The 21,002-nt window shown below is 66.6% G+C and carries 25 protein-coding genes and 1 riboswitch; of the genes, 17 read left to right on the top strand and 8 right to left on the bottom strand.

Annotated features, from left to right (window positions below; translation table 11 throughout):
- The first annotated feature begins 413 nt into the window (after nucleotides 1-413).
- From AC1DGI_RS05970 to AC1DGI_RS05950, 5 genes are all read left to right on the top strand, one after another.
- Nucleotides 414-848: a recombinase family protein gene (locus AC1DGI_RS05970; RefSeq protein ID WP_476898104.1), complete on the top strand. Its 435-nt coding sequence runs from the start codon at nucleotides 414-416 to the stop codon at nucleotides 846-848.
- Nucleotides 849-877: 29 nt separating this feature from the next.
- Nucleotides 878-1,024 carry a helix-turn-helix domain-containing protein gene (locus AC1DGI_RS05965; RefSeq protein WP_476898212.1) on the top strand — a complete coding sequence of 49 codons (147 nt, stop codon included), beginning with the start codon at nucleotides 878-880 and terminating at the stop codon, nucleotides 1,022-1,024.
- Between the two features lie 41 nt (nucleotides 1,025-1,065).
- Nucleotides 1,066-2,493 (top strand): transposase, encoded by a 1,428-nt coding sequence (locus tag AC1DGI_RS05960; protein ID WP_476898103.1) that lies wholly within the window; start codon nucleotides 1,066-1,068, stop codon nucleotides 2,491-2,493.
- Nucleotides 2,490-3,296, top strand: a complete 807-nt coding sequence (locus tag AC1DGI_RS05955; protein ID WP_476898102.1) for an AAA family ATPase — start codon at nucleotides 2,490-2,492, stop codon at nucleotides 3,294-3,296. Before AC1DGI_RS05960 ends, AC1DGI_RS05955 begins: the two co-directional genes overlap by 4 nt.
- 120 nt (nucleotides 3,297-3,416) lie before the next feature.
- Entirely contained in the window at nucleotides 3,417-4,016 is a 600-nt protein-coding gene (locus AC1DGI_RS05950; RefSeq protein ID WP_476898101.1) for a recombinase family protein, read from the top strand.
- A gap of 126 nt (nucleotides 4,017-4,142) precedes the next feature.
- On the opposite strand, the gene AC1DGI_RS05945 is transcribed toward AC1DGI_RS05950, so the two are convergent.
- Nucleotides 4,143-5,645, bottom strand: a complete 1,503-nt coding sequence (locus AC1DGI_RS05945; RefSeq protein WP_476898100.1) for an RNB domain-containing ribonuclease — start codon at nucleotides 5,643-5,645, stop codon at nucleotides 4,143-4,145.
- 41 nt (nucleotides 5,646-5,686) lie between these two features.
- Between AC1DGI_RS05945 and AC1DGI_RS05940 the strand changes: the two genes are divergently transcribed.
- The gene (locus tag AC1DGI_RS05940; RefSeq protein WP_476898099.1) at nucleotides 5,687-6,358 is read left to right on the top strand and encodes a ferritin-like fold-containing protein; all 672 of its coding nucleotides are present in this window, start codon (nucleotides 5,687-5,689) and stop codon (nucleotides 6,356-6,358) included.
- On the opposite strand, the gene thiE is transcribed toward AC1DGI_RS05940, so the two are convergent.
- Entirely contained in the window at nucleotides 6,355-7,089 is a 735-nt protein-coding gene (gene thiE / locus AC1DGI_RS05935; RefSeq protein ID WP_441401405.1) for a thiamine phosphate synthase, read from the bottom strand. The two genes, AC1DGI_RS05940 and thiE, sit on opposite strands and share 4 nt — an antisense overlap.
- Nucleotides 7,090-7,115: 26 nt before the next feature.
- A riboswitch (TPP riboswitch) is annotated at nucleotides 7,116-7,235 on the top strand.
- Here thiE and thiO point away from each other — a divergent pair.
- From thiO to AC1DGI_RS05900, 7 genes are all read left to right on the top strand, one after another.
- A complete protein-coding gene (thiO, locus tag AC1DGI_RS05930; protein WP_441401404.1) occupies nucleotides 7,226-8,494 on the top strand; it encodes a glycine oxidase ThiO in 1,269 nt (422 codons plus the stop codon). (Overlaps the previous riboswitch by 10 nt.)
- Nucleotides 8,491-8,727 carry a sulfur carrier protein ThiS gene (thiS, locus tag AC1DGI_RS05925; RefSeq protein WP_441401402.1) on the top strand — a complete coding sequence of 79 codons (237 nt, stop codon included), beginning with the start codon at nucleotides 8,491-8,493 and terminating at the stop codon, nucleotides 8,725-8,727. The genes thiO and thiS overlap by 4 nt, the downstream gene beginning before the upstream one ends.
- A 5-nt stretch (nucleotides 8,728-8,732) precedes the next feature.
- A complete protein-coding gene (locus AC1DGI_RS05920; RefSeq protein ID WP_441401400.1) occupies nucleotides 8,733-9,539 on the top strand; it encodes a thiazole synthase in 807 nt (268 codons plus the stop codon).
- 225 nt (nucleotides 9,540-9,764) lie between these two features.
- Complete coding sequence (locus AC1DGI_RS05915) at nucleotides 9,765-10,046, top strand: DUF3311 domain-containing protein (protein WP_441401398.1); 282 nt, start codon at nucleotides 9,765-9,767, stop codon at nucleotides 10,044-10,046.
- Complete coding sequence (gene mctP / locus AC1DGI_RS05910) at nucleotides 10,043-11,737, top strand: monocarboxylate uptake permease MctP (RefSeq protein WP_441401396.1); 1,695 nt, start codon at nucleotides 10,043-10,045, stop codon at nucleotides 11,735-11,737. Before AC1DGI_RS05915 ends, mctP begins: the two co-directional genes overlap by 4 nt.
- A gap of 38 nt (nucleotides 11,738-11,775) precedes the next feature.
- On the top strand, nucleotides 11,776-12,168 hold the full coding sequence (locus tag AC1DGI_RS05905; protein ID WP_441401411.1) for a VOC family protein: 393 nt from the start codon (nucleotides 11,776-11,778) through the stop codon (nucleotides 12,166-12,168).
- Between the two features lie 115 nt (nucleotides 12,169-12,283).
- Complete coding sequence (locus tag AC1DGI_RS05900) at nucleotides 12,284-12,496, top strand: hypothetical protein (protein WP_476898098.1); 213 nt, start codon at nucleotides 12,284-12,286, stop codon at nucleotides 12,494-12,496.
- A 119-nt stretch (nucleotides 12,497-12,615) separates the two neighbouring features.
- Here the strand turns inward: AC1DGI_RS05900 and AC1DGI_RS05895 are convergent, their stop codons facing one another.
- The 5 genes from AC1DGI_RS05895 to AC1DGI_RS05875 all read right to left on the bottom strand — a co-directional run bounded on the left by AC1DGI_RS05895 (nucleotide 12,616) and on the right by AC1DGI_RS05875 (nucleotide 15,385).
- Nucleotides 12,616-13,368, bottom strand: coding sequence for a phosphotransferase (locus AC1DGI_RS05895; protein ID WP_476898097.1), 753 nt, complete (start codon nucleotides 13,366-13,368; stop codon nucleotides 12,616-12,618).
- Nucleotides 13,369-13,465: 97 nt separating this feature from the next.
- Nucleotides 13,466-13,942: a nucleotidyltransferase family protein gene (locus AC1DGI_RS05890; protein WP_476898211.1), complete on the bottom strand. Its 477-nt coding sequence runs from the start codon at nucleotides 13,940-13,942 to the stop codon at nucleotides 13,466-13,468.
- Nucleotides 13,943-14,076: 134 nt separating this feature from the next.
- Complete coding sequence (locus AC1DGI_RS05885) at nucleotides 14,077-14,379, bottom strand: hypothetical protein (protein WP_476898096.1); 303 nt, start codon at nucleotides 14,377-14,379, stop codon at nucleotides 14,077-14,079.
- Between the two features lie 60 nt (nucleotides 14,380-14,439).
- Entirely contained in the window at nucleotides 14,440-14,664 is a 225-nt protein-coding gene (locus AC1DGI_RS05880) for a DUF3107 domain-containing protein (protein WP_354235181.1), read from the bottom strand.
- A gap of 52 nt (nucleotides 14,665-14,716) precedes the next feature.
- Entirely contained in the window at nucleotides 14,717-15,385 is a 669-nt protein-coding gene (locus tag AC1DGI_RS05875) for a TetR/AcrR family transcriptional regulator (protein WP_441401910.1), read from the bottom strand.
- Nucleotides 15,386-15,469: 84 nt separating this feature from the next.
- Between AC1DGI_RS05875 and moeB the strand changes: the two genes are divergently transcribed.
- The 3 genes from moeB (at nucleotide 15,470) to AC1DGI_RS05860 (ending at nucleotide 18,317) form a co-directional block, all read left to right on the top strand.
- Nucleotides 15,470-16,681 (top strand): molybdopterin-synthase adenylyltransferase MoeB, encoded by a 1,212-nt coding sequence (gene moeB / locus AC1DGI_RS05870; RefSeq protein ID WP_476898095.1) that lies wholly within the window; start codon nucleotides 15,470-15,472, stop codon nucleotides 16,679-16,681.
- A 79-nt stretch (nucleotides 16,682-16,760) separates the two neighbouring features.
- Complete coding sequence (locus tag AC1DGI_RS05865; RefSeq protein WP_441401912.1) at nucleotides 16,761-17,765, top strand: SDR family NAD(P)-dependent oxidoreductase; 1,005 nt, start codon at nucleotides 16,761-16,763, stop codon at nucleotides 17,763-17,765.
- Between the two features lie 99 nt (nucleotides 17,766-17,864).
- Nucleotides 17,865-18,317 (top strand): class I SAM-dependent methyltransferase, encoded by a 453-nt coding sequence (locus AC1DGI_RS05860; RefSeq protein WP_476898094.1) that lies wholly within the window; start codon nucleotides 17,865-17,867, stop codon nucleotides 18,315-18,317.
- A gap of 27 nt (nucleotides 18,318-18,344) precedes the next feature.
- Here the strand turns inward: AC1DGI_RS05860 and AC1DGI_RS05855 are convergent, their stop codons facing one another.
- Nucleotides 18,345-19,694 carry a glutamyl-tRNA reductase gene (locus AC1DGI_RS05855; protein WP_476898093.1) on the bottom strand — a complete coding sequence of 450 codons (1,350 nt, stop codon included), beginning with the start codon at nucleotides 19,692-19,694 and terminating at the stop codon, nucleotides 18,345-18,347.
- Between the two features lie 158 nt (nucleotides 19,695-19,852).
- Here AC1DGI_RS05855 and hemE point away from each other — a divergent pair, with 158 nt between their 5' ends.
- Nucleotides 19,853-21,001, top strand: a complete 1,149-nt coding sequence (gene hemE / locus AC1DGI_RS05850) for a uroporphyrinogen decarboxylase (RefSeq protein ID WP_476898092.1) — start codon at nucleotides 19,853-19,855, stop codon at nucleotides 20,999-21,001.
- Nucleotide 21,002 lies beyond the last annotated feature (1 nt).

Below are 21,002 nucleotides of genomic sequence, written 5' to 3'. Positions count from 1 at the left end.
CTTAGCATTTGGTTTCCCCCACAAATCGATTGAAAGTCTTGCAGCAGTGCTGCACAAATTTCAGGCAATCACAAAGTCTGTGTTGCCGACGCGGGGAAGACTCCCAATGCAATGGACTTGTGCGAAGATTTCCCCCAGTTCGCTAAATATTGGATGGCGAATCAGGAACGTCAATACTCCGCGGATTAAGTATCTGGCCGGCCAGTTAACACGTTGAGGATTCCAATTGGTGATGCCAAGCGTCGACCGAGTATGGGCATATATGGATTGTGTCGTATTCGACCGTTTTCGCTACAAACCACCGGGTGCGTTCAAAAGATTCGGTGCACGCCAAAATTTTGTAGCGAAACCCAGTGCCGATTTCTATGTGCCTGTTCTTCTGATGGTTGACGGGTATTGGTACATTTGAGCGCATGGGACATCTGTTGGGCTACGCCCGGGTATCGACCGGGGACCAGGACGCGGCCCTGCAGCAGGACGCGCTAAAGGCGGCCGGCTGCTACCGGATCTTCACCGACACGGCTTCCGGGTCCCTGGAGTCCCGCCCTGAACTGACGAAGGTCCTGGACCAAATCCGGCCCGGGGACACCCTGGTCGTGTGGAGGCTGGACCGGCTCGGCCGATCCATCCGGCACCTGATCGACCAGCTGGCCGATCTCCAGGAGCGCGGCATCGGTTTCCGGTCCCTGCAGGAGGCAATCGACACCACATCCTCAGGCGGACGTCTCATCTTCCACGTGTTCGCAGCCCTTGCCGAATTTGAGCGGGATCTGATCCGTGAACGGACCAACGCAGGGCTTCAGGCGGCGCGGGCTCGCGGGCGCGTTGGAGGCCGGCCCCCCTGTTGACCAAGGACAAACTCCGGACCGCCCGCCGGATGTATGAGCAGAAGGACATGACGGTCGAGAAAATCGGCGAGGTTCTGGGCGTCAGCCGGACCACCGTTTACCGGGCACTCCGGCGCGAGCCGGCCCCTGCTGCGCCGCGGCGGCGTTCAACAGCCACACAGAAAACAGTCCGGTGACTGCCGGAGGCAGCGGCACCCTCGCCGGGGACACTGCCTCCATGCCTGATCAGACAGCGTTGGTGCGCTGGCAGATCCTGCGCCGGCATATCGAAGAGGGTGTGCCGCTGACGACCCTCGCGGCACACGAAGGCATCGGGCTTCGGACACTGCAGCGCTGGCACGCGGCCCACAAACGCGACGGCATCGACGGACTGGCCACAGCCAACCGCGGGACCACCCGACGCAGGAGCACCCCCGAGCTGGTCGCACTCATTGAAGGCCTGGCCCTGGTGAAACCGCCTCTGCCTATAGCTGCCATCGCCCGCAAAGCCAACCGCGTCGCCGCCGGCCACGACTGGCCGCCCCTCTCCTACAGCACGGTCCGCTCCATCACCACGGGCCTTGACCCCGGCATGAGAATGCTCGCCCAGAAGGGAACGGCCGCCTACCGGGACACCTACGAACTGGCCTGGCGACACCGGGCCGAACGCCCCAATGCCATCTGGCAGACAGACCACACCGAACTGGACATCCTTGTCTTGGACGCAAACCTGAAACCCGGGCGTCCGTGGCTGACCACGATCATGGACGACTACTCCCGCGCGATCTGCGGCTACATGCTCTTCCTTGGAGCACCGTCCGCCTTGAACACCGCGCTGGCACTGCGGCAGGGAATCTGGCCCAAGAACGGGGCCGGGTGGCCGATGTGCGGGATCCCCGACATCCTCTACGTCGACCACGGCTCAGACTTCACCAGCAACCACCTGGCCCAAACCGCGAAGGACCTGCACTTCGAAATCACCTACTCAACGGTCGCAAGACCCCAAGGGCGGGGAAAGATCGAACGGTTCTACGGCACCATTAATACGGAACTGCTGACCGAACTGCCCGGACGCCTGGCCCGCGGCCACCCGCAACCGGTGCCGGTACTGACACTCAAGGAGCTGGACACGGCGATCAGCCGTTTCATCTCGGAGGACTACCACCAGCGCGAGCACCCCGAGATCAGGACAACACCGCATGATGCCTGGGTAGGTGATGGCTGGCTGCCCCGGATTCCGGCATCCATGGACGATCTGAACCTGCTCCTGTTGACCGTGGCCAAACCCCGCATCGTCCACCGCGACGGCGTGCACTTCCAGGGACTCAGATACGTCTCGCCGCTCCTCGCCGCCTACGTCCGCGAACCCGTCGTCGTTCGCTACGACCCGCGGGATGTGACCGAGATCCGCGTCTTCCACAAGAACCAGTTCATTTGCAAGGCCGTGGACCCCGCCCATGAAACCTCGACGCTGACCCTTAAGGACATCCAGGCTGCACGATCGGCGCGCCGCCGGGAGCTGCGCGGACAAGTCAACCAGCGCATCGCCGTCGTGGCCCGGCACCTGCCGGACCTGGCATCAGCGAAACCGGCTCCCGCCCCGGTCCCTGACGATCAACGCACAAAGCGCCCGAAGCTACGCACCTACCTGGAGGACGACCGATGACACCACAAAGCTTCATCGCCACCAAAGAGCACCGCCGGTTCGCCGAGTTCGCCGACGCAGTGCGCCGCCAGCACACCATCGGCATCTGCTACGGCCATGCCGGCATCGGAAAGACCCTCTCCGCCAAGCGCTACGCAAACTGGCACAAGGCAGAGAACCTCATAGGACAGTGGGGTCCCCGGGACGACTCCGACTACCAGATCTACGCGGCCCTGGCACGCACCGTCTTCTACACCCCTGCCGTTCTCACCTCACCCAAACAGATCCACGCCGACCTCGAGCACATCAGCACCCGCGTATCGATCTGCGTTGACCAGCACCTCGAAAAAATCGGCAAGAAAACAGGACCGCACACCCGCACCGGCAAGCATGTTGAGCTCCTCATCATTGACGAATCCGAGCGCCTCAACGCCACTGCCCTGGAGCTGCTGCGCGACCGCTACGACCGGGACAACATCGCCCTGATCCTCATCGGCATGCCCGGGATTGAAAAATGGTTCAGCCGCTACGCACAGCTCTACAGCGGGGTCGGCTTCGCCCACGAATACCGCCCACTCGCACAGGAAGAACTGAATTTCGTCCTGGAGCGCCGATGGCACAAACTCGGCCAAACCCTGGATCCGGAAGACTTCACCGATGCCCAGGCCATCGCCGCCGTTGCCCGGATCACCCGAGGCAACTTCCGCCTCATCGACCGACTCTTCACCCAAATCGAGCGAGTCATGAAAATTAACGAACTCAGTACCATCACCGACGACGTCATTGAAGCTGCACGCTCAACCCTCGTCATCGGAATCAGCTAGAACCGCCAAACCGAGCTGTGAAAAAACCGCCAGTCCGGACTAACAGTCACAAGCGGAGTCCCGTAAGACCCGTCCGGTGGCTTGACCGGTGAGGGTGTGCTATGTGACACACTATTTTTCATGTCTGAAATACTGGTCGGCTACGCGCGCGTGTCCACCGAGGCGCAAGACCTCACGGCGCAGCGTGATGCCTTGGCTGCCCTCGGCGTTCAGTCTGAACGAATCTATGTTGACCACGGCTTTACTGGCACAAACAAGAACCGGGCCGGACTTTGCGAAGCCCTGGCCGCGTGCCGGGCGGGGGACACCTTCGTCGTCACGAAACTTGACCGCCTGGCCCGTTCGGTCCGGGATGCCCACGAAATTGCAGATGATCTCGCTAACCGCGGAATCAAACTCAGCATTGGTGGATCCGTTCATGACCCCGCTGACCCGATGGGCAAACTGCTGTTCAACGTGTTGGCGATGATCTCCGAGTTCGAAGCCGACCTCATCCGCATGCGCACCCGTGAAGGAATGAAGGTTGCCAAGGCCAAAGGCCGGCTACGGGGGAAACAGCCGAAGCTCACGGTCAAACAGGAAGACCACCTCCTCGAACTGCACGCTGCGGGGAAGCACAGCAAGGCAGAGCTGGCCGAGCTGTTTGGCGTCGGTCGCTCCACTGTCTACCGGGCAATTGAACGTGGGCAACGCAGTGCGCCTGAACCCAAACGCCCCTGAAAACCAGGGTGCATAGGAGTCTTGAGCAAGAGTTGCGAATCGTGCCGGAAAGTACTGAAAATTCAACGCTCAATACTGGCCTGAACAACCTAGGAAACACGCAGCGCACCGCAACCGCACGCAGTATCAGCCCACGAGCTCCAACTGGACTTCCCGCGAGACGATGTCCGAGGACACGACGCGCACCCGGACCTGGGTGCCGGACTCCAACTCGCCGGGGCAGCGCGCCGTCACCGCCGGCTCGGCGATCTGCACGATCCCCGACGGGCCGGTGCCGTTGGCTTTTCCGTTGCCGTTCGCTCTCCCGTTCCCGATTGCGGCGGCCGCGCCACCCTTTGCCGGTTTCGAGCCCGAGATCACCACGGCATCAAACTCTTGCCCGACGTGGTTGATCAGCAGCGCGGCCTCCACGGTGTCCAGGGCAAGTCGCTCCAGGCGTGCCGCCAACTGGTCCGAGGCCGCCATGATGGCCGGCAGCGAGGGAAGGGCTTCACGGGCCCAGCCCGGAACCTCGGCCCCGTTGGAAAGGGCCTCGCAGATGACCAGGACGAAGCGGTCGATCAAACGCCGCAGCGGGGCGGTGGAGTGGGCATACGCGGCGCCGATGGCCGACTGGATGGCGTCCGCAGGGACGTCGCCGTCGAACGGGGTGTAGCCGGCGCCACGGAAGAGCATGCCGGCGGAGTGCAGGATCGCCAACTGGCGGGGGTCGGTGGGGTCCAGGGTGCGCAGGTATTCGCCGTAGCTGGCCTGGCCGTCCCAGGGCTTGCCGAGCGCGCCAGTCTGGCGGCGGAAGTGCCGCAGTGAGCTCTCATCCGGGGCGGGCATGGTGCGCAGGATGCCGACCTTGCCGCGGAGCATGAGTTCCGCCGCGGCCATTCCGGTCATGAGGGAAATCTGGGCGTTCCAGTCCTCCACGGGCAGCGGCGGGGCGGCGACGATCCGGTAGCCGCCGTCGGGAAGCTGCTCGATTTCCTGCTCCGGCATGTTCAGGCTGGCCCCGCCGCGCAACCGTTCCAGTTCCACCCGTTTGACGCCGACTTCCTTGAGCAGCTGCAGCACCGGGTCCGCGGTGCCGCCGTCGAGTTCGGCCTGCACGCCGTGGTAGCTGAGCTTGGCCCGGCTCCGGACCCGGGCCCGGCGCACCAGCACCGAGGACACCTCGGCGGCGGCGTCGAGCTCGAACTCCCAAACAAAGGCCGCACAGAGCTGTCCCGCCAGCAGGCTGCCGGCCGCCTCGCTGATGACCTCGGGGTGCAACGGGATCCGTCCGTCGGGCGTGTAGAAAGTCTGGCCGCGGTGACGGGTCTCGGCGTCGAGCGCGCTGCCAGGAGTCACGAAAGACGGGACATCCGCGATCGCGTAGAAGACCTTATAACCCTCGCCGGCGCGGTCTAGGTAGAGCGCCTGGTCCAGGTCCGTCGAGGAGGCCGGATCAATCGTCACAAACTCCACATGGGTCAGGTCCAGCTCCGGGAGTTGATGCCCTGCCACGGCAGCCGCCGCTTCCCGGAGCACCGCCTCCGGAAAGGGCCCCGGCAGTTCCAGCGTGGTCCGCAATGCTTTGAGCGCTTGGGCAAGCTGGTTCTGCTGCTGAAGCACAGTCGGAGTCAGGCGATGATGAGACACGAAAATCAGGTTAGCCCGATTTCCGCTATTAGTCTTGAAACATGAGCACCTCCCCGGCAGACCCGGCCCACGGCAAGCGCTTCCGCCGGGATCTGCTCGGAGTAATGGCGTACGTGGAGCTCTCGGCCTTTGAGCGGCTTTCCTCTGACGCACGGTATTCGCCCACCTTGGACGACCGGGCGGTCCTGGGCCGGCTTGCCGTCATCGAGTTCCAGCACTTCGAACTGGTCTGCAAGAAGCTGGCGGAGCTGGGCCTCGACGTGGAGGAAACCATGCTGCCGTTCCAGCCACCGGTCGATTCCTTCCACGAGCGCACCCGCCCGGCCGACTGGTACGAATCGTTGATGAAGGCCTACGTGATCGACGCGGTGTCCGCCGACTTCTTCCAGTCGATTTCCGGCCACGTCGACGCCGACATGGCCGCGCTGATCGGACGGATCCAGTCCGCCGGGGATGCGGCGGCGGTACTCCGGGAGCGGCTCAAGGCGGCGCTCGCTGATGATCCCCGGTTGGCGTCCCGGCTGGCACTGTGGTCGCGGCGGTTGCTCGGCGAGGCGCTTTCCCTGGCACAGCGGGTCGGACAGGAGCATGCCTTCCTCCACGGCCCGGCCGGCGCGGATACCGCCGGGGGAGCCGACTTGGCCCGCCGCCTGACGGCCGAGCTGGCCGCCGCCCATTCCCGCCGGATGTCCCAGTTGGGGCTCGCCGGCTAGTTGGCGCCCCCGGCGGTGACGGCGCCTGCCTCAATCGAGCTCCCGGCGTCGAGCGCGGCGAGCAGGGCGCGCGCCGCCGCGGCGGGATCGTCCGCCTCGGTGATCGCCCGGACCACCACGATGCGCCGGGCGCCGGCGTCCACCACTTGTTCCACGTTGCCCAGGTCGATGCCGCCGATCGCGAACCACGGCGGCACCCCCGGTTCCGCTCCGGCCCGCTCCGCCGGGGCCCTGCCGCGGTCGCCCGCGACGGCGGCGTGGCGCACCAGGTCCAGCCCGACGGCGGCCCTGCCGGGCTTCGTGGGGGTGGCCCACACCGGCCCCACGCAGAAGTAGTCCAGCCCAAGCGGGCCCCGGGCCGCGGTGATGGCCGCATCGACCTGAGCCGGGGTGTGGGTGGACATGCCGATCACGGTGCTCCCGCCAAGGAAGCCCCGGGCCGCAGCGAGCGGAATGTCCTTTTGCCCGATGTGGAAGACGGGTGCGCCGGCGAGCGAGGCGAGGTCCGCCCGGTCGTTGACCGCCCAGAGCCGGTTGTGCCGCAGCGCCACGGCGTGCAGGACCTCCAGCAGCTCCAGTTCCTTGGCGGCCTCCAGCGACTTGTCCCGCAGCTGGATGATGTCGACCCCGCCGGCAAAGGCGGCGTCAACAAAGTCTTCGAAGTCGCCCCGCCCCTTCCGGGCATCGGTGCAAAGGTACAGGCGGGCGGGGGTGAGGGCTTCCTGGCTCATCCCCCAAGCCTAGTTCCCCTAAACTGGTCGCATACCGCGGGAGCCCGCACGTGCCGTCACACGGCGCAGGGCTGAGAGGGCGTCAGAGCCGACCGCTTGACCTGATCCGGTTAGTACCGGCGTAGGGAAGGAAGCCATGGCCTCACCATCTGTCATATCCGCCACACCCCCCGGGCCGTACGACGTCGCCGTGATCGGCGGCGGGGTGATCGGCCACGGCATCGCCTGGGAAGCGTGCCGGTCGGGCCGCTCCGTCGCGCTGATCGACGACGCCCCCGGCACCGGTGCCAGCTGGGCCGCCGCCGGCATGCTGGCACCGGTCAGCGAACTCCACTACCAGGAGGAAGAGCTGCTGGCACTCATGCTCGAAGCCTCACGGCTCTGGCCGGGCTTCGCCGCGGGACTTGGCGGCGGCCGGTCGGATGCGGGCGGCACCGGGTACCGCACGACGCCGACCCTCGCCGTCGGCGCGGACGCGGCCGACCGCCGGGCGCTCGCCGACCTGCGGAGCGTCCAACTGTCCTGCGGCCTGGCCGTGGAGCCGCTGACGGTGCGCGAGGCGCGGGGGCGTGAACCCCTGCTCAGCCCGGGCATCTCCTGCGCATTCGACATCCCCGCCGACCACCAGGTTGACCCCCGCCGCTTGCTCGTCCAGACCGCCGAGCTCCTGGCCCGCGACCACCGGTACACAGCCGTGCCCCGCCGCGCCGCAGGGCTGCGCTGGGACGGGGACCGGGTCTCCGGGGTCAGCCTCGAGGACGGCGGGGAGATCCGCGCCGGTGAGACCATCGTGGCCAACGGACTCGGAGCGGCCGGCCTGCAGGGCCTGCCCGGGGGACTTACCCTCCCGCTGCGGCCGGTTTACGGCGATATCCTCCGGCTTCGTGTACCGGCGGCGCTCCGGCCGTTGCTGCGCTGCACGGTGCGCGGTCTGGTCCGCGGGAGCCCGGTGTACATCGTGCCGCGGGAGGACGGCACGGTCGTGATCGGCGCCACCCAGCGGGAGGATGCGCCTTCGGATCCCGGTGCGGTCTCCGCCGGCGGCGTCTACCAGCTGCTGCGTGACGCCCAGCAGCTGCTGCCCGCCGTCGCCGAACTGGAACTGCTGGAGGCCACGGCCCGGGCACGGCCAGGCACCCCGGACAACGCCCCGCTGCTGGGGCGCGTGGCCGGCTCCGGTAGCGGGCCGGACTACGAGGGGCTGATCATTGCCACTGGCTTCTTCCGGCACGGAGTCCTGCTCACCCCGGTGGCAGCAGCCGTCTGCCGGCAGTTGCTGGACGGCGAGCCGGATCCGCGCTGGGACCGGTTCCGGCCGGACCGCTTCGCCAACCGCAGCCGGGACGCCTCGGCCGGCGACACAACGCCGCCGGACACCACAACGAAAGACAGGGCACCAGCATGAACATCAGGCTCAACGGAGCGCAGCACACGGTCGCCGACGGCGCCACCGTCAGCGCCCTCGTCGGCGGGGTCACGGGACGGGAGCTGGGTGCGGATGGCCGGGCCACGGACGGCCGCAAGCTCGGCGTCGCCGTCGCCCGCAACGCCGAAGTGGTGCCGCGCAGCCAGTGGCACGCGACCGCGCTCGCCGAGGGCGACGACGTCGAACTCGTTACCGCCGTACAGGGAGGATGAAGCACATGGGAGAAACAACACTGACCGCAGCGCAAGGACACCGGGATCCGCTGATCGTCGACGGCGTGGAACTGGGCTCGCGCCTGATCATGGGCACCGGCGGCGCGCCGAGCCTGGAGGGCCTTGGCGCCGCGCTGGTGGCCTCCGGAACGGAACTCACCACGGTGGCTATGCGCCGCTACTCGCCGGCCGAAAGCGGCTCGCTGTTCCAACTGCTGGCCGAGCGCAACATTCGGGTGCTGCCGAACACGGCCGGCTGCTTTACCGCCCGGGACGCAGTCCTCACGGCCGAACTGGCACGCGAAGCGCTGGAAACCGACTGGGTGAAACTTGAGGTGATCGCGGACGAGCAGACCCTGCTGCCGGACGCGCTGGAGCTGGTGGAGGCCACCGAACAGCTGGTGGGCCGCGGCTTCAAGGTCTTCGCCTACAGCAACGATGATCCGGTGCTGGCGCTGCGGCTGGAACACCTCGGCGCCACCGCCGTCATGCCCCTGGGCGCCCCGATCGGCACCGGCCTGGGCATCCTCAACCCGCACAACATCGAGCTGATCGTCTCCCGTGCATCGGTGCCGGTGGTGCTCGACGCCGGCATCGGCACCGCGTCGGACGCGGCACTCGCGATGGAGCTCGGCTGCGACGCCGTGCTGCTGGCGACCGCTGTGACTCGCGCCCAGGACCCGGTGATGATGGGCGCCGCCTTCAGGCATGCCGTCCTCGCCGGGCGGCTGGCGCGGCTGGCAGGCCGGATTCCTCGCCGGGAACACGCGCTGGCCTCCTCCGCCATGGAGGGCCGGGCCGAGTTCCTCTAGCGGCCTCGGAGCCTGGGTTGCCGCTCCGCAGCACAGGGGTTCCACGGCCACCGGCGCCAGACGCAGGGGCTTGCCGTGCCAAGAACCGGGTAGTTTGCACTGTTGAAGAATTAATCCAGTGTCTATTCTGTTGTTTACCACCGCGCTGATCCGCGGTCTGCAGGCCGCCGGCACGTCCCGGGAAGCCTTCCCGCTCCGGGGGCCCGTCTCAATGAGGAGGCGTCGATGTCCAGTCCCGATCTGCCAACGCGAGGCCCGGCCAGGCCCGGACCCTATGTGATTTCAGGAATCCTGCTGCTGGCCGCCATCGTGGTGCCGCTGTTTGTGCCCGCGTACTCGTTCGACAACCCGCGTCTATACGGTATCCCGTACTTCTACTGGTACCAGATGGCGTGGATTCCGGTCACAGCGGCCCTGGTGGGAATCTCCTACTGGTTGGTCACCAGGGAGGACCGACGCCGGCGCGAAGCGGTGCGCGACGAGGCCCGGGCAGGGGAGGAGCGGTGAACGGGGCCACTGTGGCGCTGGCAGTCCCGGACCGCCCGATCAACGGAATAGCCCTCACCATTGTGATCATCCTCTTCGTCTTGGTGGCTGCACTGGGGTTCTTTGCGGCACGCTGGCGGCGGGAAGAGACGACAGGGCTGCACAGCCTGGACGAATGGGGACTGGGGGGCCGGAGTTTCGGCACCTGGGTGACCTGGTTCCTGCTCGGCGGCGACCTCTACACGGCCTACACGTTCGTGGCCGTACCCGCTGCCATGTGGGCCACGGGAGCCGTGAGCGGGTTCTTCGCGGTGCCCTACACGATCGTGCTGTATCCCATCGTGTTCCTGCTGATGAGCCGGTTGTGGTCCGTCTCGCACCGGCACGGGTTTGTCACGCCTGCCGACTTTGTCGGCGGCCGTTACGGCAGCAGGCCGTTGACCATTGCAGTGGCCGTCACCGGCATTGTCGCGACCATGCCGTACATCGCGTTGCAGCTGGTGGGCATCAAGGCCGTGCTCACCGTGCTCGGACTGGGCAGTGCCGAGAACGCCCTGCTGACCGACCTGCCCCTGATCATCGCGTTCGTGGTCCTGGCCGCCTATACGTACATGTCCGGCCTGCGGGCCCCGGCCCTGATCGCCGTCGTGAAGGATCTGCTGATCTATCTGGCGGTGATCGTCGCGGTGATCTACCTGCCGATCAAGTTCGGCGGCTGGGGCACCATCTTCGACTCCGCGGAGGCGAAGCTGGCGACGGTAAACCCGGCCACCGGAAAGCCCGCCGGTGTCTTCATCCCGGGCGCCACGAGCTACTCGGCCTACTGGACGCTGGCGCTGGGCTCAGCCCTGGCCCTGTTCATGTACCCGCACTCGATCACGGGAGTACTCGCGACCAAAAGCAGGAACACCATCCGCCGGAACGCCGCAGTGCTCCCGCTCTATTCGTTGATGCTGGGCTTCCTGGCGCTGCTCGGATACGCGGCCATTTACGCGGGAACCAAGCCCGTCGATTTGAACGGCACGGTCAACCCGCAACTGGTGGTGCCGCAGTTGTTCCTGGATCACTTTCCGGCCTGGTTTGCCGGCATCGCCCTCGCCGCGATCGCCATCGGGGCCTTGGTCCCGGCGGCCATCATGTCCATCGCCGCGGCTAACCTGTTCACCCGGAACATCTACCGGGACCTGATCAAGCCCGACGCGACGCCCCGCCAGGAAGCGAGCGTTTCCAAGGTGGCGTCCTTGGTGGTGAAGTTCGGTGCGCTGATCTTCGTCATTGCCATGGACCAGTCGGCGGCCATCAACATGCAGCTCCTGGGCGGCATCTGGATCCTGCAGACCTTCCCGGCGATCGTGGCCGGGCTGTACACCCGCTGGTTCCACCGGTGGGCGCTCTTTATCGGCTGGGCGGCCGGCATCGCCTATGGCACGATCGCCGCCTACAACGTTGTCAACCCCGTCACGAAAGCCCACTTTGGCGGCTCCATCGCCGCCATCCCCGGCACCGACGTGCAGGTCTACATCGCCGTGGTGGCGTTTGCCATAAACCTCGTCGTCGCGGCTGTCCTGTCCCTGGTCTTCCGCGCCCTCAAGCTCTCGGACGGAAAGGACATCACCCGCACCTCGGACTACGGTGCTGATGAGAACGATCCGAAGGTGGCCGAAATCCAGCGCAAGTACCCGCTCGCCGAGCCCGGGACGCCTACGTTTTGAACCACCGCGTCCGCGGAATCCGGGGTACTGTGATGCGCATGGAGATGCGCCTTGAAGTGGTCCAGGTACCGGTTGCCGACGTCGACGCGGCCAAAACGTTTTACGCCGACCGGATGGGTTTCGTCCTCGACCACGATGTGGAGTACATACCGGGCATGCGGGTGGTCCAGCTCACCCCGCCGGGATCCACGACGTCCATAGTCATTGGCACGGGCATGAACAGCATGTCTCCCGGGAGCCTGGAGGGCCTGCAATTGGTCGTGCCGGACATGGCGTCCACACGGGCCGAGCTCCTCCGTCGCGGGGCGGAGATCAGTGAGGTCCAGGACCTCGGCGGGATCGCCTTTGCCTACTTCAGTGACCCCGACGGCAACCGCTGGGTTATTCAGGAGTCCACGTCCCCGGACGTTAAGGAAGCTTTTCAGCGATAGGGGAGATCGCGGTCCCACACTCCTCACTTCGCGGGTACGATTCGCAGCACTCGGATGGCTATAATCGATCTGCCCCCGCCGGGGAGGGTGTGAACTCAATAGTCTGGAGGCTGATGTGGAAGAGAGTTTGGCGCGCGTTTGGGTGGCTTCCGCAGATAGTGAGTCGGCGGACTTTGCCGCGGATCAAGCGAGAATGGACCTGCGCGATGCAATGACCGAGGCCATGGAGGGCGGCGCCGATCCGCAGAGTGTTTGGGCTGCTTCCAATGCCACAGACTCCGACATGATGCGCGGCCAGGACGATGCGGATCTGCCCGGGTCTGCATAGCCCGAATGGCGCCGGGCGTCGGGACCCGACCGCCGGCGCCAGGATTTAACCTCCCGGCGTGGCTCCCGCACATCGCTTCCCATATGTCCCATTGATGCTCCCAGGCTCGTAAGCTAGGGTCACTCTTCCGCGAGGGCCTGTTCCCAAGCCGTTTGATTCCGCGCGACGTACTGCGCGGCCGTGCGCCAGTGCTCGCCGTGGCCGTTGACATACATGTCGGCCCACGGCTGGAACCCAGACTCGTTCGAAGACTTCAGCAGGTTCCACATTGCCGTCGTTCGCTTCACCATCGCGGACGGCAGTGCGCTGCGCATGGCGTCATCCGCTTCGTACCCGTCTACAACGGCACGCAATCTTGAGGCCGCAGGTTCCACTGGCTGGCCCTCGAACAGCATGCCAAACGACTGCGCCGCGTACGCCAGATCCCACAGCCGGGTGCTGGGGCCGGCACCATCCCAATCGATGAAGACCCACCGGTCTCCCCTGATCAGGTTCCACGGAGCGAGGTCGTTGTGGCACATCAGGTTCGGATTCTCGGCGGGCAGCAGCAGGTGCCAACCAGCCTCCGGGATGCCGAAGGGTTCGCTGGCATCGTGGATTTCCCTGATCATCCGCCCAACCCTTAGCAAATCATCCGGCGCCAGCGGCAGCTGGTCCATCGCAGGCGCGCCGTCTATGTACTCGACCACGCTCCGACCGGCCTCGTCCCGGCCGAGGGGCTGGGGAACGTCAACCCCGCCTGATACGAGGGCACGAAGATAGTCCTGTATGACGGAAGAATTTTCCAACCACGGTTTCCGGACAGTGTGACCGATGCGCACAACACGTCCGGACGCGTTCCCTCCTGTCAGTTCTTGCTCGATCGCCGCCACCCGACCACGGTACCGGCTAGCGGCTCTCGACGGCGGCACAGTCGGTGTTGTTCTGCCAGCGTCGTGCAGGGCAACGACCATGAAGACCTCGTCCCGGTCACCTTCCGGATTGCGGCGGCAGTTCGCTCAGGGAGCTCGCTGCGGGCCATGGCAGCACGGTCAGCGTTGGCCATTGTGCGCTCCACCTTCTGGTCTTCGTTTCGTACACAGCCTGGGGAGCAAGCACCGGGTTGGGCACGACCTTCCGCGCGAACAGGTCGTCGTAGCCGTGTGGGGCGTACGTTGTGAGGGCGCCCGCCTCATCTGAGGTGCCGGTGAAGCAGCAGGTTTTCGCGGCGAAATGATCGATCGCATCAGTGGTGCTGGTGAAGGGGATGGCCGGCACGCCAAAGCGCTCCTCGTACCAAACGTGAACGCGGGCTTCGTTGCGAACTTCGACGTCGACGCCCAGATCCTTGAACAGCTCACGGGCCCTTCGGATCACCGCGTTCTCCGCTCCGTATGAGGTGTCCTCGTCGAAGTAGACCAGGTCATAGTCCCGGATGCCAGCCTGGGGATCCTTCCCTGAATACAGGCCAGAAAGGACTGCTCGTCAGGGGTGGTCACAGGACCATCCTGCCCTACTCTTGGTCCCACTTCCTCGGTTAAAGCGGTGCGGCCACTCACCCGAGGGGGAGCGGCCGCCACCAACTTAACCTTCAGCGAGCGTTAGAGGCGCAGGATGGCGGTTATCCGGGCGGTGTCGTGCTGCGTGCGGGACCTGCCCAGGTAGAGCACCGCCCCCACGGCTGCGGCAGCGCCCAACAGCAGCGGCAGCACCCACGGGATCCACGTCAGGCCCGGCTGGTAGCCGAAGCCGGCCGCAAGGAAGATGATCCAGCTCAGCATTCCGACCCCCAGGGCAACCCCGGCCGGCACGGCGATGCCGTACTTGGCATGCCGCTTGTCGTTGGCCCACACCACGAACCCCACGGCCACGGCCACCAGGGCCACCACAATCAGGGACAGCATTCAGACTCCTTCGTGAACTGCGGGTTGGACGGCAGGGGTGCGGATCGCGGCGATCGGTGGCTAGAGGGCGCCGAATCCGACGCGGCGGACTTCCTCGGCGCCGATTTCCACATAGCCCAGAACGCCGGCCGGGACGATGATCTGACGGCCCTTCTCATCGGTCAGGCGGAGCTCAGTGCCCTTAGCCAGGGCCTCGCCCACCAGCTTTGCCACGGCGTCGGCGTCCTGATCCGATTCCAGGGCAATTTCGCGGCCGATGTTCTGAATGCCGATCTTTACTTCCACAGCAAGGCCTCCAAGCCAATCAAAGTGTTCACACGTGTTCTCTATTTGTACTCTAGGACTCTTTGGGGAAGCGTGAGATTCCGCGCCAAGCTAAACGGTAGATCAGGTCGCTGGCCACATCGAGGTCCAGGTTCCCGTCGGTTTCCAGCCAGTACCGGGCGCTGACCTGCGCCATTCCGGACAATCCCCGGCCCAGGAGCTGGGCCTCCAGGAGCGGCAGCTTGGTGTCCTCGGCGATGACCTTTGCGATCGCGTCCGCGAAGGTCTTGTTGAAGGTTTCCAGCCGTGCGCTCACCTCGGGATCGTTGACCAGACCAGATTCGAAGACCAGCCGGTGGGCCTGATCGTCGCTGGCGATGAAGTGGAAGTAGGCCCGCATCACGGCCTGGACGCGCTCGTCGTTGTCCGTCGTCGAATTCAGGGCGCCCAGCAAAAGGTCGGTCAGGGCCGACAGATGGCCATCCAGCAGCGCAAGGTACAGCTCCCGCTTGGACGGGAAGTGTTGGTACAGCACCGGTTTGCTCACGTGCGCCGTCTCCGCGATTTCGTCCATGGCGGCGCCATGATAACCGTTGGCCACAAAGACCTCCTGGGCGGCGGCAAGCAACTGGGCACGCCGTTCATCACGCGGCAGGCGCGCAGAGCGGGCAGCCCCGCCCCGTGCGTTCCCGGCCGACGTCTTACCGGTATCGCCCCGCTCGACCGGTGCCTGATGAACCATTGTCGGCCTTCTTTCCTTCGCTGTTGGCTCTACTTTACGCGCGGGTAATATGACCTGGCGGCATCTTCGGGCATACATTGAACTATGGCTTCGACGTTGACCGCAAAAGGCACCCCCGCAACCCCGACACCGGTCCCCGGACCGCTGGTCGAACCGGCAGAAGGCCTGACGCCGGACGAGGTGGAACGCTACTCCCGGCACCTGATCATTCCCGAGATCGGGTCCCTCGGGCAGCGCCGCCTGAAGAATGCCCGGGTTTTGGTGATCGGCGCCGGCGGCCTCGGCTCGCCCGCCTTGCTGTACCTCGCAGCCGCCGGGGTGGGAACCTTGGGCATCATCGACGACGACGACGTCGACCTGAGCAACCTGCAGCGCCAGGTGATCCACGGCGTGGCCGACGTCGGCCGGCCCAAGGCCGAGTCAGCCCGCGACGCCATCGCCGCCCTGAACCCCCTGGTCGACGTCCGGCTGCACAACGTCCGGCTCGATGCCTCCAACGCCCTTGAACTGTTCGCCGGCTACGACCTGATCCTGGACGGCACCGACAACTTCGCCACCCGCTACCTGGTCAACGACGCCGCGGCAATTCTCGGCAAACCGTACGTGTGGGGCTCGATCTTCCGCTTCGACGGCCAGGTCAGCGTTTTCTGGGAACAGCACGGGCCGACATACCGCGACCTGTATCCGGAGGCGCCCCCCGCCGGCTCGGTGCCTTCCTGCGGGGAAGGCGGCGTGTTCGGCATGCTGTGCGCCGCCGTCGGCTCCCTCATGGTGACCGAGGCGGTCAAGCTGATCACCGGCGTCGGGCGTTCGCTGCTGGGGCGCGTGGCGCTCTTTGACGCCCTCGGCGGGAGCTGGCGCGAAATCAGGGTCTCCCGGGACCCTGAAGCGCCCCGCATCACCGAGCTCACCGACTACGAAGCCTTCTGCGGGATCGCCCCGGCCGCCGACGCCGGGACCGAACACACCGTCACCGCCACCCAGCTCGCCACCATGCTGGCATCGCGGAAGGCTGGCCTGAAGGACTTCGAACTGGTGGACGTGCGGGAGAGCGGGGAGTTCGAGATAGTCAGCATCGAAGGTGCCAAGCTGATCCCGCAGGGCCGGATTCTGGCCGGCGACGCCTGGGAAGAGCTGCCGCGGGACACAGACATCGTGTTCCACTGCAAGGGCGGCACCCGCTCCGCGGCGGTGCTCGCCGCCGCGCGTGGGGCAGGATACGACCGGGTCAGCCACCTGGAGGGCGGGATCCTTGCGTGGGTGCGCGACGTGGAGCCGGGCAAACCCGTCTACTGACGCTCCGACGATCGTCCAGAAAGTCCAATAGCCCTGCAGCTGTCCCGGCCCGCCGGGTCCTGACCGGAAAGGTGCCGCGATGAGCCAAGACACCACCCTGACCCCGCAGCACAAGATCGGCTCGGGCTTCGGCGCGCGCTCGACGGCGGCGGAGGTGATAGCCGGGCTGGACCTCGACGGGAAGACCGCGGTGGTGACCGGCGGCTACTCCGGGCTGGGCCTGGAGACGGTCCGGGCTCTGGCCTCCGCCGGGGCCCGGGTGATGGTGCCTGCGCGGCGGCCCGAACATGCCCGGGACGTCCTGGACCAGGCCGGTCTGAACGGCGTCCGCGTCGCCCGGCTGGACCTCGCCGAGCTGGCCGGTGTTGAGGAATTCGCCGCCGGATTCCTGGCCTCTGATTTCCTCGGCGACGGTGCCGGGCTGGACATCCTGATCAACAACGCCGCAATCATGGCAAGCCCCGAGCGTCGCGTGGGACCGGGCTGGGAGTCGCAGTTCGCTACCAACCATCTGGGCCACTTTGCGCTCACCAACCTGCTGTGGCCCGCACTGTCTGCCGGGAGCGGTGCCCGGGTGGTGGCTCTTTCCTCCACCGGCCACAAGCTCTCGCCCATCCGCTTTGACGACATCAACTTCGAGAGCGGCTACGACAAATGGAAGGCCTACGGGCAGGCTAAAACGGCGAATGCGCTGTTCGCCGTGCACCTGGACGCGCTCGGGAAGGGTGCCGGTGTACGGGCCTTCGCGGTCCACCCGGGAGGCATCATGACCGAACTGCAGCGCCACCTGCCCCGGGAAGAGATGATCGCATCGGGCTGGATGGACGCGGACGGCAAACCGGACGAGCGGTTCAAGACGCCGGCGCAGGGTGCCGCCACCTCCGTCTGGGCGGCCACCTCCCCGCTGCTTGCGGGCAAGGGCGGCGTCTACTGCGAGGACTGTGACATTGCCGAGCCGACCCAACAAGGAAGCCCGGAAGCGCGGGTCAGGGGAGTGGATGGCCACGCCGTGGACCGGGCGGACGCAGAGCGGCTGTGGCAGCTGTCCGCCGACCTGACGGGCATCAACGCCTTCGCTTCCTAGCTGTACTGTCCGGGCACGTTGTCGCGCCCGGGCCGTCGGGCGTCCTCAGTAAGCCGTGTTTGCGCAGTGGTCTGCACGCTGGGGTGCGATAGTGGCGTGATGATCAACCAGCAGCGGCTCTGGGACGAGGACGCCGCCAAAAACTACGACACGCCCGGGGAGGGCATGTTCGACCCCGCGATCCTTGGCCCGACGGTGGAAGTTTTGTCGAGCCTCGCGGGCGGCGGCCCGGCCCTCGAGTTCGCCATTGGCACGGGTCGTGTCGCCATCCCCCTCGCTGCGGCGGGGGTCCCGGTCAGCGGTATCGATAGCTATGACGTGCTGCGGCAGCACGTCGGCTCGCATCACGTCCGATTCGGTCCGGAACTCTCGGATGGGCGGGACGCCCGGATCGGGCGGACGCCGCACCGGTACATTTGGCCCAGCGAGCTCGACCTCATGGCCCGGCTCGCCGGGTTTGAGCTGGAATCCAGGTGGGCGGACTGGGACCGCGGCGACTTCAACGAGGAATCCCGCAGTCACGTCTCGGTGTACCGGCTTACCGCACGCTGAGGCGTCCTAGGACAGCGGCGGATCGGGTCAGGCCGTTTCCCGGTTGCCGTCGGCGGCGGGGAGCGTGCCGTGCTCAACCGGGCACGCAGCGTCCGCGCCGGCGGCGGCAGGCCGGCCAGCGGGCTGTTCGACCGTGATGCCGTAAACGGCTTCCAGACCGGCGACGTAGTCGTCCTGCTGACCGTTGGCGGCGAGTTCGCGGGCTCGGACCGTGGGTACGTGCAGCAGCTGCTTGACCATCCGGCGGAGGGCGAACTCGACTTCCTCAGCCGCCGCGGTGCAGCCGTGGCGGGCGCGCACCTTTTCCATCTCGGCCTCGAGCACGTCCATGGTGTGGCGGCGCAAGGCGACGATGGCCGAGTCGACCGAGCGTGCCTCGCGTTCCTGCTCGAAAGCGGTCGCGGCTCCTGCGACGATGCCGCTGGCGTGGTTCAGGGACTCTGCCTGCTCCTGCGGGGCCGCCAGCCGGACGGATTCCAGCGTAAGCAACTCGACGCCGTTGAGCTCGGCGACCGCGGGATCAAAATCGTGCGAGAGGGCCAGATCGATCGCGATCAGCGGCTGCGGCGACGCSGASCGGATCCGGGCYAGYTCGGSGGCYTCGACSCGGYTGTCSGAGCCGCTGCAGCCGATCATCACRTCGGCRGCMGCGACGGCGSCCGGCAGGGAGKCGYTGTCMAGGGCGRTSCCGCCGCGGSTRGCGACAAAGCCGGCGGCGCGGCCGGAGGAAGAGAATACGGAGACTTCGGTGCAGCCGCGTTCGCGCAGCAGGGACATCGTGGCGCCGGCGTAGGCGCCGGTCCCAAAGACGACGATCTTTTTGCTGGACCAGTCGGGGTTTTCGGAGAGATCGGTGGCGAGATCCAGGGCGACCGAGACGATCGAGAGCCCCTGCGAGCCGAGCGCCGTTTGTGAACCGACGTCCTTGGCGGTCTTGGAAGCCGCCTGGAAGAGCCGCACCAAGCCGGAGCTGGCGGTGCCTTCGTGCTGGGCGCTGATAAGTGCGCGCCTGACCTGGCCGGCGATTTCCCGTTCGCCGACGACGGCGGAGTCCAGTCCGGAGCTGACGGCAAACAGGTGCCGGCTGACCTCCGGGCCGGTCCGCGTATTAAAGGCGCGGGAGACGATTTGTTCGTTGAGGCCGCTGGCGCCGCTGATCTGCGCGACCAGGGCGGCGCGGGCGGCCTCGACGTCGTCCGGGTGCGGGGCCTCACCGTAGATTTCGAAGCGGTTGCAGGTGGCCAGCACAACGGCACCCGACACTGCCGGCGATCCGGCGAGGGCGGATGTGGCGAGCCCGGAAGCACCGGTGCTCAGTTGAGCAACGGTCTCGAGGTCGATGTCGGCGTGTGTAGCCACCAATGAGAAAAGAACCACAGCAGGACCATCATAGCTTTTTCGTACCGCGGTAGAACAACTGCCGGGCGTGGGGCTGCCCACCCCGGGCTGTGATTCCTGCCACCGCTGCTGCCGCGGCGCCCCAGCTGACAGGCTGTCGTTATCTTTTGGGGCCGATTTTCGGCACAATCAAAGGCATGACTCCTAGCGCGGCGGCAACGAACGGCACGGCACCCAACAGCATTCCATCAGACGGCTCAGCAACGAGCGGCACGGCAACGAGCGGCCTCGACGCCGGCCACCCCCTGATGGATGGCCGTACCGCCGACTCGCCGCTGATCACTGCCTACCGCGGCGGAAAGCCCTCCCGGCGCCCGGTCTGGTTCATGCGCCAGGCCGGCCGCTCGCTGCCCGAATACCTCAAGGCGCGCGAAGGTGTGGCCATGTTGGACTCCTGCCTGCGCCCCGAGTTGGCCTCCGAAATCACCCTGCAGCCCGTGCGCCGGCACGACGTCGACGCGGCGATCTTCTTCTCGGACATTGTCATCCCGCTCAAGCTGGCCGGCGTGGGCGTGGACATCGTTCCCGGCGTGGGCCCGGTGCTGGAGAAACCGGTGCGCACCGCCGCGGACGTTGCCGCCCTGCCGCAGCTGACGTGGGAAGCCCTGGAACCGATCCGCGAAGCCGTCCGGCTCACGGTGGCAGAACTCGGCACCACCCCGCTGATCGGCTTTGCCGGTGCGCCCTTCACACTGGCCGCGTACATGGTGGAGGGCAAGCCGTCCCGCGACCACCTCGGCCCGCGCACCATGATGCACGCGGACCCGGACACCTGGACCGCGCTGGCCAACTGGGCCGCGGACGCCTCCGGGCTGTTCCTCCGCGCCCAGCTGGAAGCCGGCGCCTCTGCGGGCCAGCTCTTCGACTCCTGGGCCGGCTCGCTGGGACTGGCCGATTACACCCGTTTCGTGGCCCCGGCATCCGCCCGTGCCCTGGACCACGTCCGGAACCTCGGCGCACCCCTGATCCACTTCGGCACCGGCACCTCGGAACTGCTGGTCGCCATGCGCGACGTCGGCGTCGACGTCGTGGGGGTCGACTACCGTCTGCCGCTGGACGAGGCGAACCGCCGGCTCGGCGGCACCGTGCCGCTGCAGGGCAATATCGACCCGGCGCTGCTCTCCGCGCCCTGGGAGATCCTCGAAGCCCACGTGCGCGACGTCATTGCGGCCGGCGCTTCGGCCCCCGGCCATGTACTGAACCTGGGCCACGGAGTGCCGCCGGAGACCGACGCTGCGGTGCTGACCCGCGTCGTCGAACTGATCCACTCGATCGCCCCGGAGTAAC

This window comes from Arthrobacter sp. 05N428_2 (assembly GCF_056397065.1).
Note: the sequence above shows the minus strand (reverse complement) of the source record. Positions and strands in the feature narration are given on the sequence as shown.